This is a genomic window from Streptomyces flavofungini (assembly GCF_014650815.1).
GTDB classification, from domain to species: Bacteria; Actinomycetota; Actinomycetes; order Streptomycetales; family Streptomycetaceae; genus Streptomyces; species Streptomyces flavofungini.
The window spans coordinates 21627-46153 of sequence record NZ_BMVR01000021.1 but is presented as its reverse complement, the minus strand read 5'-3'; the positions used below and the strand labels follow the sequence as shown (position 1 = coordinate 46153).

Genomic DNA, 24527 nt, shown 5'->3' with positions numbered 1-24527 from the left:
CCGGTCTCTACCTGAGCACCACAGTCCCCGTGAGTAACGTGACTAGACAGGCGCGGAGCATCACCAGGGAGTGCCCCGCAGCAGGGTGTGACGGGGCGGGCCGAGGTGGAGTACTGCACTGCAGTGAGGGCTTGGGGAAGTATGGGGAATCGAGCCAGTACGCATCGACGAGGCAGGCGTGTACAGGAGACGCGGCATCCACAGGATCCATGCTCCGTCCAACGCTCTGGTGGAGAGTGCAGCCACGGTGCGGTCAACGAATACGGTCGAAGCCCACGCATGCGACGGATAGTTCCACAGGCGCGCGTTTGGGATGGAACCTTTGGGGCAGCAGATATCGCCCAGATTGCATAACCTGGCGACGGCCATTACGCCGCCCACCACGGTCGACCAAATGAGGCTTCTCCACGCCGCCCTCGATGAGCACGGAGGTGGTGTGCCGCCGTGCTCGCGCCGGGTGCCCAGCCCCCGCCGCATGACACTCACGGCCGACGCCGTTCCGGCCCGCCGAAAACCGTCCGAATTGAAGGGCGCGGAGCGGTTGCCCGGGAGCCATTCCCTCGCTGCGGCACACCTGCGGGCCCCAGGTGCGCGGCGTACTCACAGGCCCGCCAGGCGGAGCTCCTGACCGCAGGGCCGCACGACGACCGCACTGACTTCGAGCCGAAGGACGAGGCACCACTCATGCCGCACCTGGTACGGGACTTGATGACACCGAACGTCACTTCAGTCACCCCCGGGACTCCCTTGGCGCAGACCGCGCAATTGATGCGTGACAAGAACATCGGCAACGTACTGGTCTGCGACGACGGCCACCTCCTCGGCGTGGTCACCGACAGGGACATCGCCTTGGGCGTGGTCACCGACGGGGCCGACCCGAGCATCATCGACGCCGGCACGGTATGCACGCCGGACCCCGTGTGCGTGGGACCGGACGAGGAGGCGGACCACGCGGTGGGCCGGATGCGACGGCATGCGGTGCGCCGCCTCCCGTCGTCAGCGACGGTCGACCGGTCGGCGTGGTGAGCATCGGCGACCTCGCCAGGGAGCGCGACCCCGGATCCGCACTCGCGGACATCAGCAGGGCCGAACCCAGCCCGGGTCAGGGAACCGTCTCGCCCTGAGCGCAGAGATGCCGGGACTGCCGAAACCCGTACAGGCACGTACACGGGAGCCACCCATGGTCGACGCGGACAGCCCGGCTTCACCTCCGCGCTGCGCCTTGAGCTGATGCACCGACACAGCCGGGTTCGCGTCACCGTCGTCCAGCTGTCGGCCGTGAACACGCCCCAGTGCTCTTGGGTCCGATCCGCCCTGCCGTGCCACCCCAGCCCCCGATCTACCAGCCGGAGGTGGCGGCCTGCGCCGTGCTGCACGCCGTCGGCCGTCCTGGACGCAAGCAGTACGTCGTGGGCGCCGGTACCTGGGCCAACCGCCTGGCACCCGCCGACGAGACCCTGGGCAGCGACCACGGCGCCCACTGCGGCGGCCGGGGCGGTCACCATGGGCATCGCACGCAAGCAGGAAGCTCCGTCCCGTGCGGTCGGCGCGCCTGACCACACGCGCAGTGCCCGGAGAGAACCCTGCTGTGGCCTCGGTCGGCGTCGCCGCAGTTTCGTGATGGCGGCCCCCGATCCGGGGCGCGGAGCCTGCCTCCCTGGCATGGCCCGACCATCGATGGGTACTCCGGCGGCATGCAGATGATCGTGGTCGACGTTGGTTCCCATGCGGTGCGGCCGGCGGACGCGCTGAGCGGAGGGGCCCCGTCGGCGTGGTCAGCATCGGCGGGTTGCCCGAGCGGAACGATCCCGACTCAGCGCTCGCCGAGATCGACAGGGCCCGCCCGATCCGGAGCAGGGCTCCGTACCGACCCGTAAGGAGCGACAGGTGACCGACCACAAGCAGGACCAACGCGACGCGGCACGCGCCGAGGGCCCCACCACAGGGCCGCTCACGACCGATCAGGGCGTGGCGGTCGACCACACCGACGACGCGCTGGCCGCGGGCGAACGCGGCCCGACGCTGATGGAGGACTTCCACTTCCGGGAGAAGCTCACCCGCTTCGACCACGAGCGCATCCCCGAGCGCGTGGTGCACGCACGCGGCGCCGGCGCCTACGGCTACTTCGAACCGTACGAGTCGTGCGCGGAGTTCACTCGGGCCGCCTTCCTCCAGGACCCGGCCGTGCGCACCCCGGTGTTCGTACGGTTCTCGACCGTGCAAGGCCCCAAGGGCTCGGCCGACACGGTGCGTGACGTGCGCGGTTTCGCGACGAAGTTCTACACCTCGGAAGGCAATTACGACCTGGTGGGGAACAACTTCCCGGTGTTCTTCATCCAGGACGGCATCAAGTTCCCCGACTTCGTGCACGCGGTGAAGCCCGAGCCGGACACGGACATCCCGACCGGGGCCTCGGCCCATGACACGCTCTGGGACTTCGTGTCGCTTCAGCCGGAGACACTGCACGCGATCATGTGGTTGATGTCGGACCGGGCGATCCCGCGCAGTTACCGGATGATGCAGGGCTTCGGCGTGCACACGTTCCGCTTCGTGGACACGGCCGGGCGTGGCACCTTCGTGAAATTCCACTGGAACCCGAAGCAGGGTGTGCACTCCCTGGTGTGGGACGAGGCCCAGGAGTGCCAGGGCCGCGATCCGGACTTCAACCGGCGCGATCTGTGGGACAGCATCGCGGCTGGCGAGTACCCGGAGTGGGAACTGGGCGTCCAACTCGTCCCGGAGGAGGACGAGTTCGCATTCGACTTCGATCTGCTGGACGCCACGAAGATCATTCCGGAGGAGCAGGTGCCGGTCCGGCCGATCGGCCGGATGGTCCTCGACCGCAACCCGGACAACTTCTTCGCGGAGACGGAGCAGGTCGCCTTCCACACCGCCAATGTGGTCCCCGGCGTCGACTTCACCAACGACCCGCTGCTCCAGGCCCGCAACTTCTCCTATCTGGACACGCAGTTGATCCGCCTCGGCGGTCCCAACTTCACGCAGATCCCGGTGAACCGGCCGGTGGCACCGGTGCGCACGAACCAGCGCGACGGCTACCACCAGGACGCCCTGCACACCGGGACGAACTACTCGCCGAACTCTTTGGGCGCGGGCTGCCCGGCCGTGTCAGGCGCCGACGGGTCCGCCTACACGCACTACGCGCAGCGGGTCGACGGCGCGACGATACGGCGCCGCAGCCCCAGCTTCCAGGACCACTACAGCCAGACGGCGATGTTCTGGAACAGCATGGCGGACTGGGAGAAGGAGCACATAGTCCAGGCGTTCCGCTTCGAGCTCGGCAAGGTGGGGGCGCTGAAGGTCCGGTCCCGGACGGTCGACGAACTTGCCCATGTGGACCTTGAGCTGGCGCGTTCCGTGGCGCGGGGCATCGGGGTGCCCGAGCCGCAGGACGGCGTGGAGCCAGGCCGATACAAAAGTTCTTCGCCGGCTCTGAGCCTGGAGGCGCTCCGCGGCGGCAGCTCCGTGCGGACCCGGCAGATCGCGGTGCTCGTCGCCGACGGGGTGGATGCCGCACAGGTGACCTCTGTGCGCGAGGCGCTCACCGTCGAGGGCGCGATCGTGGAGGCGATCGCACCGACGGACGGCACGGTCACCGCGTCGGACGGCGAGGCTTACCAGGTCGACCGGGCGCTGCCTACGGTCGCCTCCGTGCTGTACGACGCCGTGCTCGTGCCCGGCGGGCCGGTCGGCACGCCGGGACTGGCCTCCGACCCGGACGCAGTGCGCTTCGTACGGGACGCCTACCGGCACGGCAAGCCCCTGGCGGCTCTCGGCTCGGGGGTGGGCATGCTGGAGCGGATCGTGCCGGACGAGGTGCGTCGTACGACCCAGTCCGGTCAGGTCGTCACCCATCACGGTGTGGTGACCGACGCGAGGACCGGTGTCGCGCAGTCGGAATTCGTGCGGAAGTTCACCGACGCCGTGGCCGCCCACCGGCACCCGACGCGGCCGACGGTTCGCGCATGAGCGGGGCGGCGCGTGCGACGGCTACGGCCTCAGGGACTCGAACCTGAAACGGCGCCCCATCTCCCCTGCGGCTGCGCCGGGCAATCGGACATGCCCGGCGGGAACTCCCAGGGAAGAAGGGATGACGTTCACCATGACTACGGTTCCAGAAATCATGGCCGGTGGCGCGCAGCGCATCGGGGCACACGAGACCGTGCTGGCGGCAGCCCGCAAACCAATAAGAGACCTCCAGGTCGGCGCGCTGTCCATGTGCGGAGACGACAACCGTCCCATCGGCGTGATCACGGACCGCGACATCGTCGTCAAGGTACTCGGCACAGGTCTCGACCCCAGCGAGGGGGGGGAAGTCGGCACCCTCGCACAGGGCGAGGCCGTGACGATCGGCGCTGACGATGACGCGGACGAGATCTTCGCAACCCTGACCCTGCACAAGGTGCGGTGCCTGCCCGTCATCGACCCCGTCGGCATGGTCGCCCTCGCAGACGCCGCCCGTGCTCGGAAAGATCCTGAAGCGGGACGGCTGATCGAAGCACTCGCCACGGACTGATCAGCCCGAAGAGCGCAGCCGAAGAGGGCATGACGCATCTGGCGTGCCTGGGGGCATCTCGCCACCGACGTAAGCAGATGTCCTTAGCTGAGGAAGGCGCCAGCCCGGATCACCGATTGCCGCAGCATGGGGGTCACAGGCGCGCGCCCAGGCGTCAAGTGTGTCTTCAGTCGCGTAGTCGCCGTGTACGGCCCGGGCTCGCTGTGGCCCGGTGGGTTCGAGTACACCGGGGCGCAGTCGCATGTGTGCGGCCTGCTACAGCCTGCCAGCTGTCATCGCCAGGTAGCTGCGGCATCGGGATGAGCGCGCCCTGGGGCCCGCCGCAACATCCAGCTCGCCGAGAATGGCACCCTTCGGATGGAAAGACACCACGCCCACCCGCAACTGTTCACCGGCTACCTCGCGTTCGTCGACGACGGCACCTCTTGCTCCCAGGCAGCCACCGGCCTACGCCAGGTCACCGTGCGCGGCATCTGCAGCGCGGCCGATGTCTTCGACGAGGTAATCCGTCGGCTGGCCCACCGCATGCCCCCGCGACTGTCAGGGAGGTGCCGGCATACCTCGCTCCCCATGTGTGGGATCGCAGATCGCAGGACACCCGGCATTCCGATGAACTGCACAGCCTTGGGCGGTCCGCCGCGAGCCGTGGTCGTTCGCGCGCCCCGGAGGTCCGGGCCAAGCTGGAGAAAGCGACCCAGAAAGGAACCGTACCGATGGGTGAGACCCCGCAGGATCCGACGGCGAAGCACCCGCAGCCGGAATTCGCTCAGCAGGACCAGGAGCCGCCGGGCTGGAGCGGCCCGATGGACCCGCCACCCGACCACGGCGAGGACTCCTACCGGGGGAGTGGGCTGCTGCAGCATCGTTCGGCAGTCGTCACCGGCGGCGACTCCGGTATCGGACGGGCCGTCGCTCTGGCCTACGCCCGGGAGGGCGCGGATGTGCTGTTCACCTACTTGCCCTCGGAGGCGGAGGACGCCCAGGAGACGGTGCACCTCGTCGAGAAGGCAGGGCGCCGCGGAGTGGCTGTGCCGTGCGACGTCCGAGAGGAGGAGCAGTGCCGTCGGCTCGTCGGGAGGGCCGTGGCCGAGTTCGGACGCATCAATGTGCTGGTGAACAACGCGGCGTACCAAATGTCGCAGCCCGAGGGCATCGCGGAGATTTCCACGGAGCAGTTCGATCGCGTCGTGCGCACGAACCTGTACGGCATGTTCTGGCTGTGCAAGATGGCCGTGCCGCACATCCCGTCAGGCGGGTCGATCATCAACACCACGTCGGTGCAGGCGTACAAGCCGAGCCCTCATCTGCTCGACTACGCGATGACCAAGGGCGCCATCGTCACGTTCACCCAGGGCCTCGCGAAGATGCTGGTCGAGGACGGAATCCGGGTCAACGCCGTTGCGCCGGGGCCGGTGTGGACGCCGTTGATCCCGGCCACGCTGCCGGACACCAAGGAGTTCGGCAAGCAGGCTCCGATGGGCCGGCCGGCGCAGCCCGCCGAGATGGCTCCCGCGTACGTGTTCCTGGCTTCGGAGCACGCGAGCTTCATCACCGCGGAGATCATGAACGCCACTGGGGGTACGCCGCTGCCGTGATCCGGCCAGGGGAGCGAAGGAGGCTCTCGACAGCACAGGTGCGAAGGAGGCAGTGACGTGAGCTCTGACGTCGAGCTACGGGTAGGACGACGCAACGTTCACATGAAGCGGCCCGACAAGAAGCTCTTCCCGCAGGACGGCATCACCAAGGCCGATCTCGCCGAGTACTACCGGCGCGTGGCGCCGCGCATGCTGCCCGAGTTGCGCGACAGGCCCCTGATGCTCGAGCGCATGCCGGACGGCATCGACGGAGACCGCTTCTACCAGAAGGAGATCTCCGACTACTTCCCCGACTGGATCCATCGCACGACGGTGCCCAAGGAGGGCGGCGAGGTGACGCACGTGGTCTGTGACGACACGGCGACCTTGGTCTATCTCGCGGGCCAGGCATGCATCACTCCCCATCGCTGGCTCAGCCGAGGCGACCGGCCGCGTCGCCCCGACCGCCTGGTCTTCGACCTCGACCCGCCCGCCCAGGATTTCGAGCCCGTGCGCCGTGCCGCGCATCGTCTGCGTGAACTGCTCGATGAGCTGGAACTGCCGTCGGGTCTGATGACCACGGGCTCACGTGGTCTGCACGTGGTCGTTCCGCTGAACCGGCGTGATGACGTGGATGACGTGCTCGCGTTCGCCCGCGCCGCCGCGGAGACGCTGGCGGCGCGGCACGCGAAGGAGCTGACGGCCGAGCCCCGCAAGGAGGCCCGCAAGGGGCGGCTGTATCTGGATGTCGCGCGTAACGGCTACGCCCAGACCGTGGTCGCACCGTTTGCCGTCCGGTCCAGGCCGGGCGCGCCCGTGGCCGTGCCCTTGGGCTGGGAGGAACTGGACGACCCGGCGCTGACCGCCCGTCGTTGGTCGGTGACCGACCTTGGCGACCGGCTCGAGAAGGACCCTTGGGAGGGGCTCGCGCGTCGTGGCCGCGTCGTGGCCGCGGCGAGCCGGCGCCTGCGAGGACTGGCAAAGAGCGGCGGTGGTGCGAAATGACGGACGATCGCGCTCACGCTCGTCGCCCACATTCCCGCCCCGCACTCCTCGTCATCGACATGATCAATGACTACGAGCACCCCGACGCGGACCTGCTCCTGCTCAGCCGGTGTTTCAGGCAGCGCTCTCGGTGCGGGGCTGGACGTGGCCGAGCGCGTTGATGAGTTCGTCCCGGCTCGTCTAGGAAGGGTCGGCGACGCGTGACAGCAGCCTTCGTGCGGGGAAGGGTGGACGGCATGTCACTGGATCATTCGCGGGCGCCGGTGCTGGAAGCTGTCGATGCTTTCCGGCGCCAGGGCATGCTGTCCTTCTCGCCGCCCGGCCACAAGCAGGGCCTGGGCGTGGACCCCGAGGTGCGGCGCATCCTCGGGGCATCGGTCTTTGAGCATGATCTCCTGGCCTCGGGCGGTCTGGACGACCGGCGCATGCGCGGTCAGTATCTGCAGGAAGCCGAACGCCTCATGGCGGACGCCGTCCACGCGGATCACACGTTCTTCACGACGTGTGGCAGTTCCCTGTCGGTCAAAGCGGCGATGCTGTCGGTGGCGGGTCCCGAGGAGCAGCTGCTGCTGGGACGCGACGCCCATAAGTCGGTGGTGTCCGCACTGATTCTTTCCGGTATCGAGCCCGTGTGGGTCGAGCCGCGATGGGACCCGGAGCGGCATCTGGCCCACCCGCCTTCCGCACAGGACTTCGCCGACGCGTTTGCCGCCCACCCGAACGCACGGGGCGCCCTGGTGACCAGCCCCACCCCGTACGGCAGTGCCGCCGATCTGCGCGGCACCGCGGACATCTGTCATCAGCACGGCCGCCCCCTGATCGTGGACGAGGCATGGGGCGCGCATCTGCCCTTCCACCGGGACCTGCCCTCGTGGGCGATGGACGCGGGCGCCGACGTCTGCGTGACCAGCATCCACAAGATGGGTACCGGCCTCGAACAAGGATCCGTCTTCCACCTGCAAGGCGACCTCGTCGAACCTGAAGTGCTGCAGAACCGTGCGGACCTGCTGGGGACCACCAGTCCCTCCGTGCTCGTCTACGCAGCCCTGGACGGCTGGCGCCGCCAGATGGCCCTGCACGGCCACGAACTCGTCAGTCACGCTCTCGAGACCGCTGCTGAACTGCGCGTCGGAATCGAGAAGATCGACGGATTGCACGTCAACGGCGCGGCGGACTTCTGCGGACCCGGCCTGGCCGATTCGCTCGACCCGCTGCCCGTCGTCATCGACCTCGCGGGCCCCAGACTGTCGGGGTATCGGGTTGCTGACTGGCTGCGTGAGCAGCGCTCCATCAACGTGCACCTCGCCGACCATCGCCGCATCAATGTCCAGATCACCCACGCCGACAGCTCGGCCACGACGGCGCCGCTGTTGGACGCGCTGCGTGACCTCGTCCGCACGGCACAGAGCTGGGACGAGGCCTCGGTGGTCGCGGTACCGCCGCCCGCCGAGTTGAGGATGGAGCAGGCGTGCCTGCCGCGCGATGCCTTCTTCGCTGCCACCGACGACGTGCCGATCAGCGAGGCCGCAGGCCGAGTTGCCGCTGAAACGGTGACCCCTTATCCGCCGGGAATCCCGGTGATCCTGCCCGGTGAACGTCTGACGGAGCCGGTCCTCACCTATCTGCGGACAGGCGTACGCGCCGGCATGAATCTGCCCGATGCTGCCGATCCCGACTTCCGTACCGTGCGCGTGGTCAGGTGAGCAACAACCTCGCACGCGAGGTGCACAAACCGCCATCACTCACGAGGAGATGATGGAGTGGCCCGCGTTGCGTACGGTGCGATACTTCGCCTCGTTCATTCGCGGCATGTCGAAGGCGTGCGCTCCGGCGACGACGCCCGCGAGCAACTCGTTTGCGATGCCTGCCGCGGGGTGGCGGGCGCGTAGGTGTAGTCGAGCCCCGTGACCGGCCCGCACTCCACGCTGACCAGGATCATCGTGGTGTTCCAGGTCAGGGTGCCGTCCGCCTCCGGGGCGTTGGTGGGCACGCGGTACACGGCCGTGTGTACGGTGCCCACCGTCGGTTCGTCAGCTACTTGCCGTCTTCGGTGCCGCCCTTGACCCCTCGGTGGTGGCTGCCCGGCAGCATCTCCTGGACCTTGGCCTTGAAGCCCTGGCGGACCATGGCGGCACGGTCGCTGTCGCCCTTGAGGACGGAGGCGGCGGCCTCGATCTGGTCGAGGGTCGCGTGCGGCGGGATCGGCGGGACGGCGGGGTCGGTGCGGAAGTCGAGGACGTAGGGTCGGTCGGCGGCGAGGGCCGCCTCCCATGCGCCCTGCACGTCCTGCGGCTTTGCCACGCGCAGTCCGCCCAGGCCCAGCGAGCGGGCGAAGCCGGCGTAGGCGACGTCGGGCAGTGCCTGCGAGGGCAGGAACTGCGGGGCGCCGGACATCGCGCGCATCTCCCAGGTGACCTGGTTGAGGTCGTGGTTGTTCAGGACGGCGACCACCAGGCGCGGATCGGCCCACTGCTCCCAGTACTTGGCGATGGTGATCAGCTCGGCAAGGCCGTTCATCTGCATCGCGCCGTCACCGACGAGTGCGATGGCCGGGCGGTCGCCGTGGGCGAACTTCGCTCCGATCACGTACGGGACGCCGGACCCCATCGTGGCGAGCGTGCCGGACAGAGAGCCGCGCATGCCCTCGCGCAGCCGCAGGTGCCGGGCGTACCAGTTGGCGGCGGAACCGGAGTCGGCGGCCAGCACGACGTTGTCGGGCAGCAGCCCGTTCAAGGAGTGGGCGACGTACTCGGGATTGATCGGATCCGCGTCCACGGCCGCCCGCCGCTCCATCACCTCCCACCAGCGTGCCGTGTTCTTCTCGATCTTCTTGCGCCAGCCGGTGTTCTTGTTCGGTTCGATATGCGGAAGCAGCGCTCGAAGCGTCGCGCGCGAGTCCCCGACGAGATTGATCTCGAAGGGATAGCGCAGGCCCACCATGTGCGGGTCGATGTCGATCTGCACGGCGCGTGCCTGGCCGAACTCGGGCAGGAACTGCGTGTAGGGGAAGCTGGATCCGATGACCAGGAGGGTGTCGCAGTCCCGCATCAGCTCGTACGAGGGGCGTGTGCCCAGCAGGCCGATGGAGCCGGTGACATAGGGCAGCTCGTCGTCGAGAACATCCTTGCCGAGCAGTGCCTTGGCCACCCCGGCACCGAGCCGGTCGGCGATTTCCATGACTTCCTGGCGGGCGCCGCGCGCGCCCTGGCCGATGAGGACGGCGACCTTCTCGCCCTCGTTGAGCAGCCGTGCCGCGCGCTCGATGTCGTCGGGGGCGGGCACGGGGGCGTAGGAGGAGAGGCCGAGGCTGGAGGGCACCATCTTGAAGGCGTGTTCGGGGGCCGAGTAGTCGAGTTCCTGTACGTCGGCGGGGACGATGACGGCCGTCACCGAGCGGCGCGCGTAGGCGGTGCGGATCGCCCGGTCGAGGACGTTGGGCAACTGCTCGGGGACCGTGACCATTTCGCAGAAGTCGGATGCGACGTCCTTGTAGAGGCTCAGCAGGTCGACCTCCTGCTGGTAGGAGCCGCCCATCGCACTGCGGTTGGTCTGCCCGACGATTGCGACGACCGGGACGTGGTCCAGCTTGGCGTCGTACAGCCCATTGAGCAGGTGGATGGCTCCGGGCCCCGAGGTGGCGGCGCACACGCCGACGCGCCCGGAGAATTTCGCGTAGCCGACCGCTTCGAAGGCGGCCATCTCCTCGTGCCGGGCCTGGACGAACTCGGGCCTGTTGTCCGCCCGGCCCCAGGCGGCGAGCAAGCCGTTGATGCCGTCGCCCGGGTAGGCGAAGACGTGCTCGACCTCCCAGACCCGCAGGCGTTCGAGGATGTGGTCGGAGACCTTCGTTGCCATGTGAACTGTCCTTTCAGGCGGAGAGTCTGGAGCCGTGCGCCTGCGAGAGCGGCGCCGACGGCGAGTGCTACGGTCTCCGCGGTCACCGCCAGGTGTCCCGCGAGGGAGGGGCCGGACGGGGCCGGTGGACCATGTGCTCGGGGCGCACCCTGGGCAGGTTCCCGTAGAGGCCGAGGGCAATCTCCTTCGCCAGCCGCGGTGCGCCGCGTCCGGCACGGCCCTGCTCGATCTGGGCGCAGCGTGGGGCGCCGCCGTCATGCGGGGCCCTATAGCCGGCCGAGGGCGCAGGCCCGGTCGCCTTGTGCCCCTCGTCTTCGTCGAGAGCTCCATGACTTGCATGGCAGCCATGGGGTACACGGGCCGATCGAAACCGCTCGTGTGGTGCCCCCTTCCGGGAGCGCGCAGGCTGGCGAGGGCGGCGAAGAGCACACGCTGGGCCCCGCGCCGGGCCGAGCCGGGAACCGTGTGAGGCCGCGCGAAGAGCTGGCGAGGCGGAGGCATCGGTGTGGCGCGCGACGATGCAGAGAGGAAAAAGTGCAGGTCATGACCAGTTTCGGATACTTCCTGGCAAGCGAGGAGTTCACCCCCGCCGAGCTGTTGGAGCAGGCGCGTGCCGCAGAACAGGCGGGATTCACCCATCTGGCCATCTCCGACCACTACCACCCGTGGACGGGGGAGCAGGGGCAGAGCCCCTTCGTGTGGTCGATGATCGGTGCGCTCGCCCAGGTGACGTCCCTTCCGGTGACGACGTTCGTCACCTGCCCCACCGTTCGTATGCACCCGGCCGTCAATGCCCAGGCCGTCGCCACCTCGGGCGTGCTCACCGGCAACCGCTTCCGGTTCGGTGTGGGCAGCGGTGAGGCCCTCAACGAGCACATCCTCGGCGACGCCTGGCCGGCCGTCGACGTACGTCTGGAGATGCTGGAGGAGGCCGTCCACGTCATCCGGAGGCTGCAGAGCGGCGACGAGATCACTCACCGCGGCAAGCACTACACCGTGGAGAACGCCCGCCTGTACACGGTGCCCGACGAGCCCGTGCCGATCTACGTATCCGGGTTCGGGCCCAAGGCCGCCGCGCTGGCCGGGCGGATCGGGGACGGGTTTGTCACGATGACGCCGGACGCCGACCTGGTGGGGCAGTTCCGGCGCGCCGGAGGCGGCCAGAAGCCCGTACTCGGCGGCGTGAAGGTGTGCTGGGGCACCGACCGCGACCAGGCGGTCACGACGGCCCACCGGCTATGGCCGACACAGTTCCTGCCCGGGGAACTCGGGCAGGTACTGCCCGACCCCGCCCACTTCGAGCAGGCAGCGACGCTCGTGACCGAGGAGGCCGTCGCCGACGGCATGGTCTGCGGCGCCGACGCCGACGAACACGTCCGCGCCGTGGCTGCGTATGTCGATGCGGGATTCGACGAGGTGTACGTCGGCCAGATCGGGCCCGACCAGCAGGGCTTCTTCGACTTCTGCCGCAGCGACGTCCTGCCGAGGCTGGACGCCCGATAACGGGGGGGCGCGGGCCGCGCCACGCTCCCGCCCGGACAGCGTCCGGAGCAGGCCCGTCCGTGGCCTGCCTCCTCAGCGCCCGAGGGCCCTGGCCAGCTCCTTCTTGTTCATCGACGAGCGGCCTTCGATCCCCTGCTTCTTCGCCTCCGCGTACAACTGGTCCTTCGTCGGGCCCTGAGAGCCACTGTGGGAGCGTTCACCGTCGCGCTGCGACGCCGACTTCTTGTCACGTGTGGACGTCTTGCTCGCTGTCGAGGATTCCCCTGACCGAGCCCGTTCCTTGTTGACGGTGCGCGCGGCTATCTCCTTCGCCCGCCCCTTCGACATGCCGCGCTTCTCGGCGCTCTCCTTGATGTGCTCGTACTGACGTTCGCGCTTGGCGTTGGACCCTCGGGGCACGGAACTTCCCTTCTTCATCGCACGAAAGGACTCGGGCACCCCTCATCGCCGCCCTTCGGCTACTCCTCGTCGGCGCAGCGCACCAGGCGAGCGGGGCCCTGATCTCATGTGACGATCAGGCTGTTCGGTCTGCGAGCAGGAAGCCGCCGAACGGATGAGCCCCTGAGGGCGGTGCGGCAGGGGAGTGGAGAGAGGAGCCCGGTGCCCGCACTGGGTGTCATTGCCCGTTGTCGACGGCTGCGGGCGCCTCGGAGTCCGCGTCGGAGTCCGTGTAGCGCCTCTTTGCCCACAAGGGCAGGCCGAACCAGCACCGCAGGTACCAGACGAGGATGACTGCCACGAGGGCCGGGGCAGCCCAGTCGTGCGTCGCGACGCGCAGGATCAGCAAGAGAGCCGAGGCCAGGGTGCACAGCAGCAGGATCAGGCCGACCACGGTGAGCCGGGATGCCCAGATCACTGCCTGGGGTTTGATGCGTCGGCCGCTGACCATGCGATGGAAGACGACCGGTCCGATGAGGGCGCCCGTCGACGCCGACCTGAGGAACACGGTCACGATGTAGATCGTCCGGTCGGTGGCGCGGCGAGGTCGGGGAAGCGCGGTGTGAACACCACGGTGAGCAGGAACCCGAAGAGGATCTGCACGCCGGTGAGCGCGACCCGCATCTCCTGTATGAGGTCCGTCCATTGTCGGTCTGCCCGCTGTTCGGCCGTCTCGTCGCGCCCTCTCCGGGGCTGGTCCTTGTCCACGGTTTCCTTCTCGGCCCTCGCCGGTCCGCCGGACTGAACTGCGGAGTGCTCCCCACGGGCAGGGCACCTTGCGAACCCGTCGCGAGAGCCCGCACTCGCCGCTGGGCAGCCGCATCGGGCCCGTGACCACCACCCGTCCGGCCCTGCGATTTCTGCCACCGATCGGGTACACGACCGGAATGCACACTCACAGCAATATTGTCCTGGCCGCGTCCAGTGGCGCCTCGCTGGCCCTTATCCTCGTGGGCGTCGTCGTCGTCCTCGGCCTCATCGCCATGTTCATTGCCGGACGGCGCCGCGCCGCCCGCCGCACCCGAAGCAGCACACCTGCTCACGGGGCCGGGCCCGCCAGCGGCGAGGCCCAGCGCGGTGACACCTGGCAGGCCCCCGACGATGACCCTGAACAGGGCAACCCCCACCGCTGACCGGAGGATACGAGCGGCAGAGTCCGCCCACGACAGGTCGGTGCCCTCGACACCGCGCTCTGATCCAAAAGCCGGTATGAACGTGAAGGCGAGTGGGCACCTGAGGCAGCGGGCGGGGGCGCGTCACTTGGTGAGCTGGCCGAGGGCCTCTCGGCGGCTGTCTTTCCTACGAGGGCCGCCGCACTGCCCGGCAGGCGCTACAGACGCAGCAGCAGCTCCGTTGTCTCCTTGTACTGCCCCAGCGCGAGCCGTAGTTCCTCTGTCTGCGGGTCCGTGATCATGCCCAGGTGCCCTCAGACCGACACTCGGACCGGCCCGCACCCAACCACCTCGGAGCCGAACAGGAACTACGGAATCAAACGCTCAGTCAGTGGCCGTAGGCCTCCTGGGTACGGGAGCTCCCCGCTACGGGCCGCTCAGGAGCCGCCCCCTGAAACTTCGCCTCCCCAGTGAACCGCGCGGGGCCATGGCGCCTCATACCGGTCGGACCATCCGAAGTGCTCGGGAAGGAACGTCCGTTGGCCGGTCAGCTGTCCCGCCGGAAGTTCGTCGTCTACTCGCTCGCGGCGTCCACGCTGACCCTCGCCGCACCGCTCGGCTGTGACGGTGCGAGGGCGGATGCCGACGAACCCGCCTCGTCGGCGAGCCGTCGTCCCTTGGACGTGCTGGCGAGGGGCGCCGACGAGGAGATGCTGGTCCTGGAGGTCACCGCCGCCAACAAGGTCGTCGTGCGGCTGCCGCGCGTCGAGGTCGGCCAGGGCGTCACGACCGCGGCCGCCATGCTGGTCGCCGAGGAACTGGACGCCCGGCTCGTCGACGTCGACATCCCGCTTGCCGGTGCCCGCGCCAAGGGCAACCAGTACACCGGCGGTTCGAGTTCGGTCAGTTCGCTGTACGGTCCGGCCCGTGAGCTGGCCGCCCTGGCGCGCGCCAAGCTGGTGACCGCGGCCGCCCGGCGCTGGCACCTGCCCGCGCGCAGCCTGCGTACCAAGGACACCAGGGTGTTCGCTCCGGACGGGCGGTCTGCCACCTTCGGCTCGCTGAGCGCGAGCGCCGCCGGGATCCAGCGGCCGGACGTGTCGAGCAAACCCAAGCCGGCGTCCCGGCACCGGGTGATCGGGCGGCCGACGACCCGGATCGACGCGCGGGACATCGTCACCGGCAAGGCCAAGTACGCCGGCGACCTGGCGGTGGCCGGGGCGAAGCCGACCGTGGTCGCGCGGCCGCCGACACTCGGCGGGAAGGTCGTCTCGGTCGATGACCGGGCGGCGCGAGCGATGCCCGGCGTCCACGCGGTCGTCAGGATCCCCGGTGGGGTCGCCGTGGTGGCGGAGTCCTTCCACCATGCCTTCAAGGCCAAGGATGCCTTGCGGATCAAGTGGGCTCCTGGCCCGCTGGTGTCCTTGTCGGACGCCGCGATCCGCTCGCGGCTGCGGGCGGCCGTGCCGCGCCTCGGCAGTCCGCCGCGCGGGTCGGCGCAGACGCAGGAGGAGTTCGAGTTCGCCTTCGTCAGTCATGCGCCGATGGAGGTCCTGACCGCGGTGGCGGACGTACGCGCCCATCGTGCCGAAATCTGGTTCTCCTCCCAGACGCCGATGGACGCGCGGGTGAGCATCGCCTCGGCGCTCGGGCTGCCCAAGGCGAAGGTCGCCGTCCATGTCCTGCGCGGCGGCGGCTCGTTCGGACGCCGGCTGAACTACGACGCCGCCATCGAGGCGGCCCTGATCTCAAAGGCGGCACGGCGGCCGGTCAAGCTGATGTGGAGTCGCGGCGACGACATCCGGCACGGCCGGATGCGCCCGGCCAGCCACCACCGGATCCGGGCCAGCCGCGTGCGGGGCAAGGTGGTGGCCTTCGCCCACTCGACGGCGTCGGTGAGCGAGGCCGACAAGCAGTCGGGGGCCTCTGCTCAAGGTGGTGCGGGCCCGGCCGTCGCGCCTGCCGCGGGCCCGCTGCCCAGTGACCGCGGCCTGTACGACTTCGGGCGTGTCTCCGAGAGATCAGGTTCGGTGGAGCTGGCGATGCCGCTGGGCGCGTGGCGGTCGGTGGACTCCGGGACGGTACGGACCGCCGAAGAGATCGTCGTCGACGAGGTGGCCAAGGCTTTGGGCAAGGACCCGGTCGCGTTCCGGCGTACGACTCTCAGGAGCAAGGCCGTCAAAGCCGTGCTCGCCAAGGTCGCCAACGCCGGGAAGTGGGGCCGCGCCATGCCCCCCGGGCAGGCGCAGGGGGTCGCCGTCCACGAGGAGTACGGCTCGTGCGTGGCCTGCTTGGTCGAGATCGACGCCACCGACCCGAAGAGCCCCCGGGTGACCCGTGTGGTGATGGCCGCCGACGTCGGAACCGCCGTCAATCCACGCGGACTCGAGGCCCAGCTCATGGGCACCGCGATGGACGGCATCTCCACCATCCTGCAGGCCGGACTGCACATCGACCGGGGCGCCGTCCGCGAGGGCAGCTACGCCGACTTCCACTACGCCCGGCAGCGGCACGCCCCACCGCGCTTCGAGGCACACATCATGCCGTCCCGAAGACAGCCGGGCGGGGCGGGCGAGCTCGGCGTTCCGGCCGCGGCAGGGGCCGTCGCCAACGCCTACGCCCGGGCGACCGGTTCCCAGCCCCGTCGCTTCCCCCTCAACTTCTGAGAAGGTGCCGATGCCGTCGTACTCCTTCGTCCTCAATGGGAAACCGGTCACGGTCGAGGCCCCGGCCGACATGCCGCTGCTCTGGGTGCTGCGCGACCTGCTGAACGTCACCGGCCCCAAGTACGGCTGCGGCGTGGGCGTCTGCCGTGCCTGCACGAGCCACCTGGACGGCGACGAGATCCAGCCCTGCGTCGTGCCGATAGCCGACTGCACGGGCCGCGAGATCACCACGATCGAAGGCCTGGCCGACGGCGACAGACTGCACCCCGTGCAGCAGGCCTGGCTCGACCGGGATGTCGCGCAGTGCGGCTTCTGCCAGCCCGGCCAGATCATGGCCGCGGTGGCCCTCCTGAAGAGGACCCCCCGGCCGAGCGACGCCGACATCGACCGGATCGAGAACGTGTGCCGCTGCGGCACCTACTGCCGCATCCGCGAAGCCATCAAGCAGGCCTCACGGAGCAGGTGACGGCCCACCCTCCAGGCGTCCTGACGCCGCTACGGATCAGGAGACCTGCGGCGCCCAGCGACGCAGAGCATCGATCGTTGTTTCCGGTGAGGTGTTGAAACAGAAGCGGATCCCCGGGGCCTGCGCGACGAGCAGGTTGATCAACCGTTCGAACAGGACGGTGTGCTCGGCCGCCATGCGAACACCGGCACCGAACATGGCCAGGGCCACGGAATCCTCGCCGACCACTGCGCGCACCGTCTTCTCCGCCTCGTCCGGATCCACGCCGACCAGGCAGTGCTCGGCGTCGAAGCCCGCCGCCCGTACCGCCGCTAGGCCCTGCTCGATCCGTGCGCTCAAGGTGGCCTCATCCAGGTCCGGATACGGGCTGTAGTCGATCGCATTCGGGTGGAGCCCAACCATCAGAATCTTTGCCACGTTCATCATTCCTCACAGGAGACAGAACCATGTCGATCGAAGAACCCGCCGGCCCGCTCGTCTGATTCCACGGTGGCCAACGGATGATTACGGCGCTGCCTTCAGCAAGGGGGTGAAGGCCAGTGTGATGGTTCATGCCGGCAGACCCACGGAACTGGTCACTACCTCCGCCGCGGCCCTGCGCGACCTCGTCGAGGACGTCCTCGAAGTCGCCCGCCTGGACACACCGGGTGTGGAGCAGGCCCACCTGCAGAACGTGTCCATCAGCGCACTGGCGTGCCGTGCCATCGCGTGCGGCGGCCGCGACGCAGAGCTGCGCGTGTGCCGGGACGCTACGGTGCGCGCCGACCCCCGCCGTGCCGAGCGCGTCCTGGTCAACCTGATCACGAACGCCTACCGGCACGCGGCCCCGCCCGTCACGGTGGAAGTCGACGGACCGAGGATGCGCGTGCGCGAACACGGGCCGGGCTTTCCCGCCACCCTGCTGAACCACGGACCGCAGCGCTTCCACACCACAGCATCAACCAGAGGCTTGGGGCTCGGCCTCACCATCGCCGTCGGCCAGGTGCGGGTCCTGGGAGCCGACCTCCGGCTCGAAAACCCGGCTGACGGCGGGGCCCAGGCGACGCTCGCCCTCACCCCCGCCGCGCACGGTCCGGACACCAGTGGAGAGCACCCGTCCCACCCCGGGGACGAAGCCATGAGGTGCCGTGTGAAGTGAGACTCGCGGACTGCCCCGCGATCGACCTTGGATGATGCTGATCCGGGGGTCCGGTGGGCTGGTGGTTCAGCGATCGCGGGTCGGCCCGTTACTCGTACCGGTACCTACTCGTACCGGTACTTCAGCGAGTCCGCCTCCGCCTGCTCGATGTCGGCGATCGTCAGATCCGGCATGCGCAACTGGGCCAGCGTCACCTCGGCCGAGGCGGGCTGGGCGTCCGCCGGGAGCCACTGCTCCGGCTTCCAGGCCCCGCTGCGCAGGAGCGACTTGGGGCAGTGCGGGTAGACCTCCTCGATCCCAAGGACCAGCGCACTGGCCGGTGGCTTGCCCACGGCGGTCAACTGCGAAAGCAGCTCCGGGCGGGTGGAGACGCAGGCCCGGCCGTTCACCCTGAGCGTCGTGGTGCGCCCCGGGATGACGAACAGCAGCCCGGCCCGTCCGGTGGCGATGACGTTCTGCAGGGTGTCCAGACGCTTGTTGCCGGTCGCGTCCGGGATCGCCACCGTCCGTGCGTCCAGGACGGCGACGAACCCTGCGGGGCCGCCGCGCGGGGAGACGTCACAGTTGCCCTCGGCGTCCGCGCTGGCGACCAGGACCAGCGACGAGCAGCCGATCAACCGTCGGGTCTGCTCGGTGAGTTCGGTCATCTGCTTGCGCACGGCCGCGGCGCCGGGGAGTTCGTAGGCCTGGCGCAGCGTCTCCTGGTCGGGCACGGCGTCGAGGCGGAGCGAGTCGAATGCGCTGCTGGCAAGGGATGTCGTCATGCCCCCGACACTAATGGGCCGACCTGCGATTGATCTTGGTCGGGCGGCAGTTGCGCGCGTTGGCCGCGGAACTCGCCACCGGCTCCTGGTGGCACTGGTCCCTCCACGGACTGGGCTCACCCGTGAGGACCGTCCCGCCCTCTCCGGTCGGAGCCCGCCCGTCGACGCGGCTGTTGGTGTTCACGCCGCGGAGCACGCAGGGGAGGCCGGAAGGAAGCTGAAGAAGTCTTCAGGTTCCTTCAGGAAAGCTTCAGGAACGATCAGGCAGTGTGCTCCGCACCGGAACGATCAAGGCCGGCCGCCCGGGAGGGAACCCTCACCTCTGCGAGTGCGCGCCCGCGCCGAGAGCATGAACACCACCTGGGAACAGCGGTGTTGGTGACGCCAACACACCATCGACATTCGATCGCTGACCGGACCCCCCACATCGACAACCCAGGAGGCGTCTTCGCCATGGAGACCTTCATCACGCATGCCCGCGGGCTGACCGCCCGCATCGCCGAACGGCGCGAGGACCAGGAGACGTTCGGGCGCCTGGCGGCCGGACAGTCGCCGCTCGCCCTGTTCATCACCTGCTCCGACTCCCGGGTCGTGCCGTCCCTGATCACCGGCGCCCGCCCGGGTGACCTCTTCGAGCTGCGCACCGCGGGCAACGCCGTGCCCTCTTACGAAGCTGACCGGCCCGCCGGCTCGGAGGCCGCCACCATCGAATACGCGATGCGCGTGCTGGGCGTCGCCGACATCGTGGTCTGCGGCCACTCGCACTGTGGCGCGGTCGGCGCGAAGGCGCGCGGCGAGGACCTCGCCGAGCTGCCCGCCGTACGCGACTGGCTGGACCGCCAGCTGTCCAGCGAGCTGCCCGCCGACGACGGGCCCACGTTCGGCGCCGCCGTTCAGCGCCATGTGCGCGAGCAGCTGGCGCGTCTGCGTGGTCACCCCTGTGTCCGCGAGCGCCTGGAGGCCGGCGAGGTGCGCCTGCACGGCTGGTACTACGAGGTCCACACCGGCCTGGTCGCGGCACACCACCCGGAGACCGACCTGTTCCTTCCCCTCTGACAGTTCTGGCAGTGCCAAAGCTGTGAAGCCCTCTGCGAAAGCCCTTCCGTGAACTCTGCGAAAGCTGACGTACCAACCATGAAAAGGCCCTCAGTACGTGACCTGTCCACCTGGCGCGCGGACTTCACCGCGTCGATCGTGGTCTTCCTCGTCGCCGTCCCCCTGTGCGTGGGGGTGGCCGTGGCATCCGGTGTACCGGCCGAGCTCGGCCTGGTCACCGGCATCGTCGGCGGTCTCCTGACCGGCCTGCTGCCCGGCAGCAGCCTCCAAGTCAGCGGTCCCGCAGCCGGATTGACCGTCCTCGTGTACGAGGCCGTGCAGGAGTACGGCCTCACGGCACTCGGCGCCCTGGTGCTGGTCGCCGGGCTCCTCCAAATGGCGATGGGTGCCCTGAAGTTGGGCCGCTGGTTCCGGGCGATCTCGGTCGCGGTGGTGCACGGCATGCTCGCGGGCATCGGCCTGGTCCTGATCGCCGGGCAGCTGTACACGCTCGTGGACGCCGAAGCGCCCGCGTCCGGCCTCGGCAAGCTGGCCGAGCTGCCCCGGCTCGCGGCCGACACCGCCGGTTCGGGCGACGCCCTGGCCGCGTTCGCCGTCGGCACCGGCACCATCGCCGTCCTGGTGCTGTGGCCGAAGTGGCGGAAGGCCGCCCAGGTGCTTCCGGCGCCGCTCGCGGCGGTCGCCCTGGCCACGCTTGCCGTCTTCGCCCTCGACCTGCCGGTGGCCAAGGTCGAGGTGCGGGGCTTGGCGGATGCGGTGCAGCCACCGGGCGGCGACGCGTTCTCGGCGCTGGTGGAGGGCGGCGCGCTGCTCGGCGCGCTCGGCACCGTCCTCGCCTTCACGCTCATCGCGTCGGCGGAGTCGCTGTTCAGCGCGGCGGCCGTGGACCGCCTGCACGACGGTCCGCGCACCGACTACGACAAGGAGCTGATGGCGCAGGGCGCGGGCAACACGGTGTGCGGGGTGCTCGGCGCGCTGCCGATGACCGCCGTGATCGTGCGCAGCGCCGCCAATGTGCAGGCCGGGGCCAGGACCAAGGCGTCGCGGGTGCTGCACGGGGTGTGGCTGCTCGCGTTCGCCGCGGCGTTCCCGGCAGCGCTCGGCGTCATACCGGTGGCGGCGCTCGCCGGAGTGCTCGTACACGCGGGCTGGAAGCTCATGCCGGTCAAGGAGTTCGGGCCGCTGTGGCGCGAGCACCGCGGTGAGGCGCTGGTCCTCGCCGTGACCGCGCTCACGATCGTGGTGACCAACATGTTCGAGGGCGTCCTCATCGGCCTGGCACTCGCCGTGGCCAAGACGGCGTGGGACACCTCCCATGTGCACCTGGAGATCGAGGGCCTCGACGGCACCGGCACGATCCATGTCCGGGTGGTCGGCAATGCCACGTTCCTGCGGCTGCCCAAGATCCTCGACCAGTTGGAGGCGCTGCCGCGAGACCGCGGGACGCGCCTCGACCTGACGGGCCTGCGGCATCTGGACCACGCGTGCGGGATGGCCCTCTCGGCGTGGGCCGAACGTCACGACACGACCACGACCACGACCGACGCTCCGGCACCGTCCGCCGACGGCGGCCCATCCCGACCCGAGCGGGAGCCCGCCAGGACTGGCTGACCGGTGCCTGCTTCGGTGAGGTGAAGGACTACGACGGGGATCCGCTCCGAGGTCGTCGGCAGAGTCCAGGTGCTCCCGCCCTCCGGCGGTACGTGACGGGCGAGCAGCACCCGCCCCTCCTCGACACACACGGCGTACGCCGCCAACCGGAAACTGACGTGCGGCCCCGGGTGGCGCACCCGGGGCGGCTGTGACAGGGGTGCCGCCTCACGAATCGTGGGGGTGCGTCGTCGTACTGCATGAGGCCGCGGCCAGCAGGCCGTAGCGGCCGCGTTCGATGCAGGAGGTGCTCATGAAGATGGTCGTGGCAGGGGCCGGGTACGCGGGGACGCCGGCGGCGAACCGGGTGGCCAAGAAGGTGCCGGGGGCGGAGACGGCCGCTGAGATCGCCGACGGGCGGCCCGACCTGGGCGTGCGGCTGGTGGGGAACCGGCTCGCGGCCGCCTGCTCCGACAGCGCGCGACGGCAGTACCTCGCGGGCCGTCCGGCGGTCGTCGTCGAGGAAGGCGCGACCTTGGGAGCCGAGTACGGCTCCCGTACCGCCACCGTCCCCTGGTTGCGCGGGCCCAAGTGACGCTCCAGCACGCCGATGTGACGCGGCACGGATGTCCGCTCAAGCCCGTGAACCAGGAACGTGAACCAGGAAAGGGACCGTCATGCCGCCAGCACGCCTGCCGCACCCACGCGAAGGGGGCCGGGCACTCGTGGTCGGGCTCGGGATCGCCGGCATCGCCACCGCCGTACGGCTGCGGCAGATCGGCTGGGATCCGGTGCTGGTCGAGCGGGCTCCCGCCCGGCGCTCGGGCGGGTACTACATCGCCCTGTTCGGCTCCGGAGTCGCCTCGGCGCGACGGCTCGGCGTGCTGGAGCGGATCGGTGACCGGGGCGGCCCGCGGATCACTCTGTACGACGTCGACCGCAGCGGCAACCGCCGTCCCAGAGTGAACCTGGGAGCCCTGGCGGGAGGCCCCCGCCCGCTGCTGCGCGGCGACGTGGAACACGGCCTCTTCACGGCGCTGCCGGACGACGTGGAGATCCGCTACGCCACCGTGCCCACCCGCATCGACCAGGACGGGTCCGGCGTACGGGTCGCCCTGCACGACACGGCGGCCGACACCACCGTCGACGAACGCTTCGCCCTGGTCGTGGGCGCGGACGGCATGCGCTCCACGGTGCGAGGCCTGGCCTTCGGCCCCCGGCGGTATCTGCACCCGATGAACTACATGATCGGCGCCACCCTCCTGGACGGGCCGGTCGACGGATTCGCCCTGTCCGAGGGTCTCGTCCTGGCCGAACCGGGCCGCTCGGCCTGGGCCTTCCCCTTCGCCGACCGGGCGCCGAGCCTGCTGTTCTCGTACCGCACCCATGACGTGGACGCGGAGTTCCGCCGTCCACCGATCCAGTCCGTCCGCGCCGCGTTCGGCCCCGAGCCGACCGGCCCGCTCCTGGAATGCCTCCTGGACCGCTACGAGCGGGCTCCGGACGCCCTGTTCGACTCGGTGCAGCAGGTGCGCATGCCCCACTGGCACCGCGGCCGGGTCGTTCTCGTCGGCGACGCCGCCTGGTGCATGACGCTGTACTCGGGCATGGGGGTCTCCAGCGGTCTGGCCGGTGGGGAACTCCTGGGCACCATGCTCCAGCGCCACGACGGTGATGTGCCCGGCGCACTGCGGGCCTGGGAGGCGCGCATGCGGCCCTTCATCCGCACCCAGCAGGAGAGCGCGCTGGTCTCCGGGCGGCGGATGTTCACCCCGCTCGACCGCAAGGAGCTGATCGTGCGCGCGGGGATCAGTCGCCTGATGCGCGCGCCCGGCCTGGGGAAGGCGGTGTGCAGGAAGCTGCTCGACAGCAAGGACATGCGAGCCAAGAACGCCGATGTCGCCGCGCCCTGGGGATAGGTGGTGGATGGGGTGACTTGAGGGGGTTTGTGATGCCGCTACGGCGCCAGGTACTCCCCGCAGGTCCATGACCTCATAACCCGTCGCCTTCCGACGGAACCTTCTTGCCCGGCCAGGTATCTCATGACCTGGAGGGCGCGTGGCCCCCGATGAGAGGAGCTGTTCCGCATGGTGCGTCGAGTCCGGGTGCTGCTGTTGGCCGCCCTGCTGTCGGTGTCGGGCTCGGTGATGTCGAGTGCGCCGGCCGCTGCTGTCATCGGTGGGTCGAAGAGCGCCTATGGTCCGTGGGCGGTGCGCATGTTCGTCGACGGCAAGCCCGCGTGCACCGGAACGGCGATCACCACCCGATGGATCCTCACCGCCTCGCACTGCTTCTACGAGCAGGCGCGGCCGGTCGCCGACAAGCGGATCTCGTTCCGGGTCGGCGACCTCGACGTGCGCAAGGGCACCAAGGTCCGCCCGGTGCCCGGCAAGCGCGTGGGCAGCGCGCACGCCGACATGATGCTCATCAAGGTGGGACGCATGGACGTCCGCCCGGCGCGCCTGGCCACGGCCCCGGTTCGCCTCGGCCAGACCGTACGGCAGTACGGGTGGGGCGCCACCTGTGCCGGGGACGAGAGCGCCTGCCAGTCCCGCGTGCTCAAGCAGTCGACCCTGCGGGTCGTGTCGGCGGAAACTCCCCGGTGCAAGGGCTATGTCACGGCGGGCGGCCCGGACTTCTGCATGAAGAAGGTGTCCGGGATTCCTGCGGGTGGCGACTCCGGGGGCCCGGTGATGAGCATCGGCCCACGCGGCACCGAAACCCTCCTCGGCGTGTTCAACGGCTCTGACCGGGAGCAGGTCGCCCAAGCCGGAAAGATCTCCAAGCAGCGCGCCTGGATCCGTTCCGTCACCCGGCGATAGCCCA

At 69.7% G+C, this 24527-nt stretch carries 21 protein-coding genes and 2 pseudogenes; 17 read left to right on the top strand and 6 right to left on the bottom strand.

What is annotated here, in order from left to right; genetic code table 11:
• Positions 1-684: 684 nt before the first annotated feature.
• The 7 genes and pseudogenes from IE274_RS36015 to IE274_RS35985 all read left to right on the top strand — a co-directional run bounded on the left by IE274_RS36015 (position 685) and on the right by IE274_RS35985 (position 8816).
• A complete protein-coding gene (locus tag IE274_RS36015; RefSeq protein ID WP_307822188.1) occupies positions 685-1026 on the top strand; it encodes a CBS domain-containing protein in 342 nt (113 codons plus the stop codon).
• A gap of 138 nt (positions 1027-1164) precedes the next feature.
• Positions 1165-1448: pseudogene (locus IE274_RS36010) on the top strand (SDR family oxidoreductase); the annotation flags it as partial.
• Between the two features lie 439 nt (positions 1449-1887).
• Positions 1888-3987: a catalase gene (locus IE274_RS36005; protein ID WP_190120158.1), complete on the top strand. Its 2100-nt coding sequence runs from the start codon at positions 1888-1890 to the stop codon at positions 3985-3987.
• Between the two features lie 121 nt (positions 3988-4108).
• A complete protein-coding gene (locus IE274_RS36000) occupies positions 4109-4534 on the top strand; it encodes a CBS domain-containing protein (RefSeq protein WP_229910035.1) in 426 nt (141 codons plus the stop codon).
• 713 nt (positions 4535-5247) lie between these two features.
• On the top strand, positions 5248-6129 hold the full coding sequence (locus IE274_RS35995; protein ID WP_190120157.1) for an SDR family oxidoreductase: 882 nt from the start codon (positions 5248-5250) through the stop codon (positions 6127-6129).
• A 102-nt stretch (positions 6130-6231) separates the two neighbouring features.
• Entirely contained in the window at positions 6232-7113 is an 882-nt protein-coding gene (ligD, locus tag IE274_RS35990; protein WP_190120210.1) for a non-homologous end-joining DNA ligase, read from the top strand.
• Between the two features lie 236 nt (positions 7114-7349).
• The gene (locus IE274_RS35985) at positions 7350-8816 is read left to right on the top strand and encodes an aminotransferase class I/II-fold pyridoxal phosphate-dependent enzyme (protein ID WP_190120209.1); all 1467 of its coding nucleotides are present in this window, start codon (positions 7350-7352) and stop codon (positions 8814-8816) included.
• Between the two features lie 95 nt (positions 8817-8911).
• Here IE274_RS35985 and IE274_RS35980 read toward each other — a convergent pair whose 3' ends face one another.
• Positions 8912-9133: a hypothetical protein gene (locus IE274_RS35980; protein ID WP_190120156.1), complete on the bottom strand. Its 222-nt coding sequence runs from the start codon at positions 9131-9133 to the stop codon at positions 8912-8914.
• Positions 9134-9147: 14 nt separating this feature from the next.
• Positions 9148-10968 carry a thiamine pyrophosphate-requiring protein gene (locus tag IE274_RS35975; protein WP_190120155.1) on the bottom strand — a complete coding sequence of 607 codons (1821 nt, stop codon included), beginning with the start codon at positions 10966-10968 and terminating at the stop codon, positions 9148-9150.
• Between the two features lie 543 nt (positions 10969-11511).
• Here IE274_RS35975 and IE274_RS35970 point away from each other — a divergent pair.
• Positions 11512-12471 carry a TIGR03557 family F420-dependent LLM class oxidoreductase gene (locus tag IE274_RS35970; RefSeq protein ID WP_190120154.1) on the top strand — a complete coding sequence of 320 codons (960 nt, stop codon included), beginning with the start codon at positions 11512-11514 and terminating at the stop codon, positions 12469-12471.
• A gap of 72 nt (positions 12472-12543) precedes the next feature.
• Here the strand turns inward: IE274_RS35970 and IE274_RS35965 are convergent, their stop codons facing one another.
• Complete coding sequence (locus IE274_RS35965; protein ID WP_190120208.1) at positions 12544-12870, bottom strand: plasmid stabilization protein; 327 nt, start codon at positions 12868-12870, stop codon at positions 12544-12546.
• A 217-nt stretch (positions 12871-13087) separates the two neighbouring features.
• Positions 13088-13617: pseudogene (locus IE274_RS35960) on the bottom strand (DUF6328 family protein).
• A 179-nt stretch (positions 13618-13796) separates the two neighbouring features.
• Here IE274_RS35960 and IE274_RS35955 point away from each other — a divergent pair.
• From IE274_RS35955 to IE274_RS35945, 3 genes are all read left to right on the top strand, one after another.
• Positions 13797-14042 (top strand): DUF6479 family protein, encoded by a 246-nt coding sequence (locus IE274_RS35955; protein WP_190120153.1) that lies wholly within the window; start codon positions 13797-13799, stop codon positions 14040-14042.
• Positions 14043-14560: 518 nt separating this feature from the next.
• Positions 14561-16687 carry a xanthine dehydrogenase family protein molybdopterin-binding subunit gene (locus tag IE274_RS35950; protein WP_229910034.1) on the top strand — a complete coding sequence of 709 codons (2127 nt, stop codon included), beginning with the start codon at positions 14561-14563 and terminating at the stop codon, positions 16685-16687.
• Positions 16688-16697: 10 nt separating this feature from the next.
• On the top strand, positions 16698-17153 hold the full coding sequence (locus IE274_RS35945; protein ID WP_190120152.1) for a (2Fe-2S)-binding protein: 456 nt from the start codon (positions 16698-16700) through the stop codon (positions 17151-17153).
• 36 nt (positions 17154-17189) lie between these two features.
• Here IE274_RS35945 and IE274_RS35940 read toward each other — a convergent pair whose 3' ends face one another.
• A complete protein-coding gene (locus IE274_RS35940; protein ID WP_229910033.1) occupies positions 17190-17570 on the bottom strand; it encodes a hypothetical protein in 381 nt (126 codons plus the stop codon).
• Positions 17571-17697: 127 nt separating this feature from the next.
• Here IE274_RS35940 and IE274_RS35935 point away from each other — a divergent pair, with 127 nt between their 5' ends.
• Entirely contained in the window at positions 17698-18291 is a 594-nt protein-coding gene (locus IE274_RS35935) for a sensor histidine kinase (protein ID WP_190120150.1), read from the top strand.
• 104 nt (positions 18292-18395) lie between these two features.
• On the opposite strand, the gene IE274_RS35930 is transcribed toward IE274_RS35935, so the two are convergent.
• Complete coding sequence (locus IE274_RS35930) at positions 18396-19055, bottom strand: MSMEG_1061 family FMN-dependent PPOX-type flavoprotein (protein WP_190120149.1); 660 nt, start codon at positions 19053-19055, stop codon at positions 18396-18398.
• A 453-nt stretch (positions 19056-19508) separates the two neighbouring features.
• Here IE274_RS35930 and IE274_RS35925 point away from each other — a divergent pair, with 453 nt between their 5' ends.
• The 5 genes from IE274_RS35925 (at position 19509) to IE274_RS35905 (ending at position 24523) form a co-directional block, all read left to right on the top strand.
• Positions 19509-20111: a carbonic anhydrase gene (locus IE274_RS35925; RefSeq protein WP_190120148.1), complete on the top strand. Its 603-nt coding sequence runs from the start codon at positions 19509-19511 to the stop codon at positions 20109-20111.
• Between the two features lie 78 nt (positions 20112-20189).
• A complete protein-coding gene (locus IE274_RS35920) occupies positions 20190-21722 on the top strand; it encodes a SulP family inorganic anion transporter (protein ID WP_190120147.1) in 1533 nt (510 codons plus the stop codon).
• Between the two features lie 292 nt (positions 21723-22014).
• Positions 22015-22296 (top strand): hypothetical protein, encoded by a 282-nt coding sequence (locus tag IE274_RS35915; RefSeq protein WP_190120216.1) that lies wholly within the window; start codon positions 22015-22017, stop codon positions 22294-22296.
• Positions 22297-22378: 82 nt separating this feature from the next.
• Entirely contained in the window at positions 22379-23620 is a 1242-nt protein-coding gene (locus tag IE274_RS35910) for an FAD-dependent monooxygenase (RefSeq protein ID WP_190120146.1), read from the top strand.
• A gap of 168 nt (positions 23621-23788) precedes the next feature.
• Positions 23789-24523, top strand: coding sequence for a S1 family peptidase (locus tag IE274_RS35905; protein ID WP_190120145.1), 735 nt, complete (start codon positions 23789-23791; stop codon positions 24521-24523).
• Positions 24524-24527 lie beyond the last annotated feature (4 nt).

Bases quoted from the DNA above. Each gene is read 5' to 3' on its own strand.
- IE274_RS36015 (WP_307822188.1), top strand. From the start codon at position 685: ATGCCGCACCTGGTACGGGACTTGATGACACCGAACGTCACTTCAGTC.
- IE274_RS35945 (WP_190120152.1), top strand. From the start codon at position 16,698: ATGCCGTCGTACTCCTTCGTCCTCAATGGGAAACCGGTCACGGTCGAG.
- IE274_RS36000 (WP_229910035.1), top strand. From the start codon at position 4,109: ATGACGTTCACCATGACTACGGTTCCAGAAATCATGGCCGGTGGCGCG.
- IE274_RS35970 (WP_190120154.1), top strand. From the start codon at position 11,512: ATGACCAGTTTCGGATACTTCCTGGCAAGCGAGGAGTTCACCCCCGCC.
- IE274_RS35910 (WP_190120146.1), top strand. From the start codon at position 22,379: ATGCCGCCAGCACGCCTGCCGCACCCACGCGAAGGGGGCCGGGCACTC.
- IE274_RS35995 (WP_190120157.1), top strand. From the start codon at position 5,248: ATGGGTGAGACCCCGCAGGATCCGACGGCGAAGCACCCGCAGCCGGAA.
- IE274_RS35915 (WP_190120216.1), top strand. From the start codon at position 22,015: ATGAAGATGGTCGTGGCAGGGGCCGGGTACGCGGGGACGCCGGCGGCG.
- IE274_RS35985 (WP_190120209.1), top strand. From the start codon at position 7,350: ATGTCACTGGATCATTCGCGGGCGCCGGTGCTGGAAGCTGTCGATGCT.
- IE274_RS35930 (WP_190120149.1), bottom strand. From the start codon at position 19,055: ATGACGACATCCCTTGCCAGCAGCGCATTCGACTCGCTCCGCCTCGAC.
- ligD (WP_190120210.1), top strand. From the start codon at position 6,232: ATGAAGCGGCCCGACAAGAAGCTCTTCCCGCAGGACGGCATCACCAAG.
- IE274_RS35925 (WP_190120148.1), top strand. From the start codon at position 19,509: ATGGAGACCTTCATCACGCATGCCCGCGGGCTGACCGCCCGCATCGCC.
- IE274_RS35935 (WP_190120150.1), top strand. From the start codon at position 17,698: ATGGTTCATGCCGGCAGACCCACGGAACTGGTCACTACCTCCGCCGCG.
- IE274_RS35905 (WP_190120145.1), top strand. From the start codon at position 23,789: ATGGTGCGTCGAGTCCGGGTGCTGCTGTTGGCCGCCCTGCTGTCGGTG.
- IE274_RS35920 (WP_190120147.1), top strand. From the start codon at position 20,190: ATGAAAAGGCCCTCAGTACGTGACCTGTCCACCTGGCGCGCGGACTTC.
- IE274_RS35975 (WP_190120155.1), bottom strand. From the start codon at position 10,968: ATGGCAACGAAGGTCTCCGACCACATCCTCGAACGCCTGCGGGTCTGG.
- IE274_RS35955 (WP_190120153.1), top strand. From the start codon at position 13,797: ATGCACACTCACAGCAATATTGTCCTGGCCGCGTCCAGTGGCGCCTCG.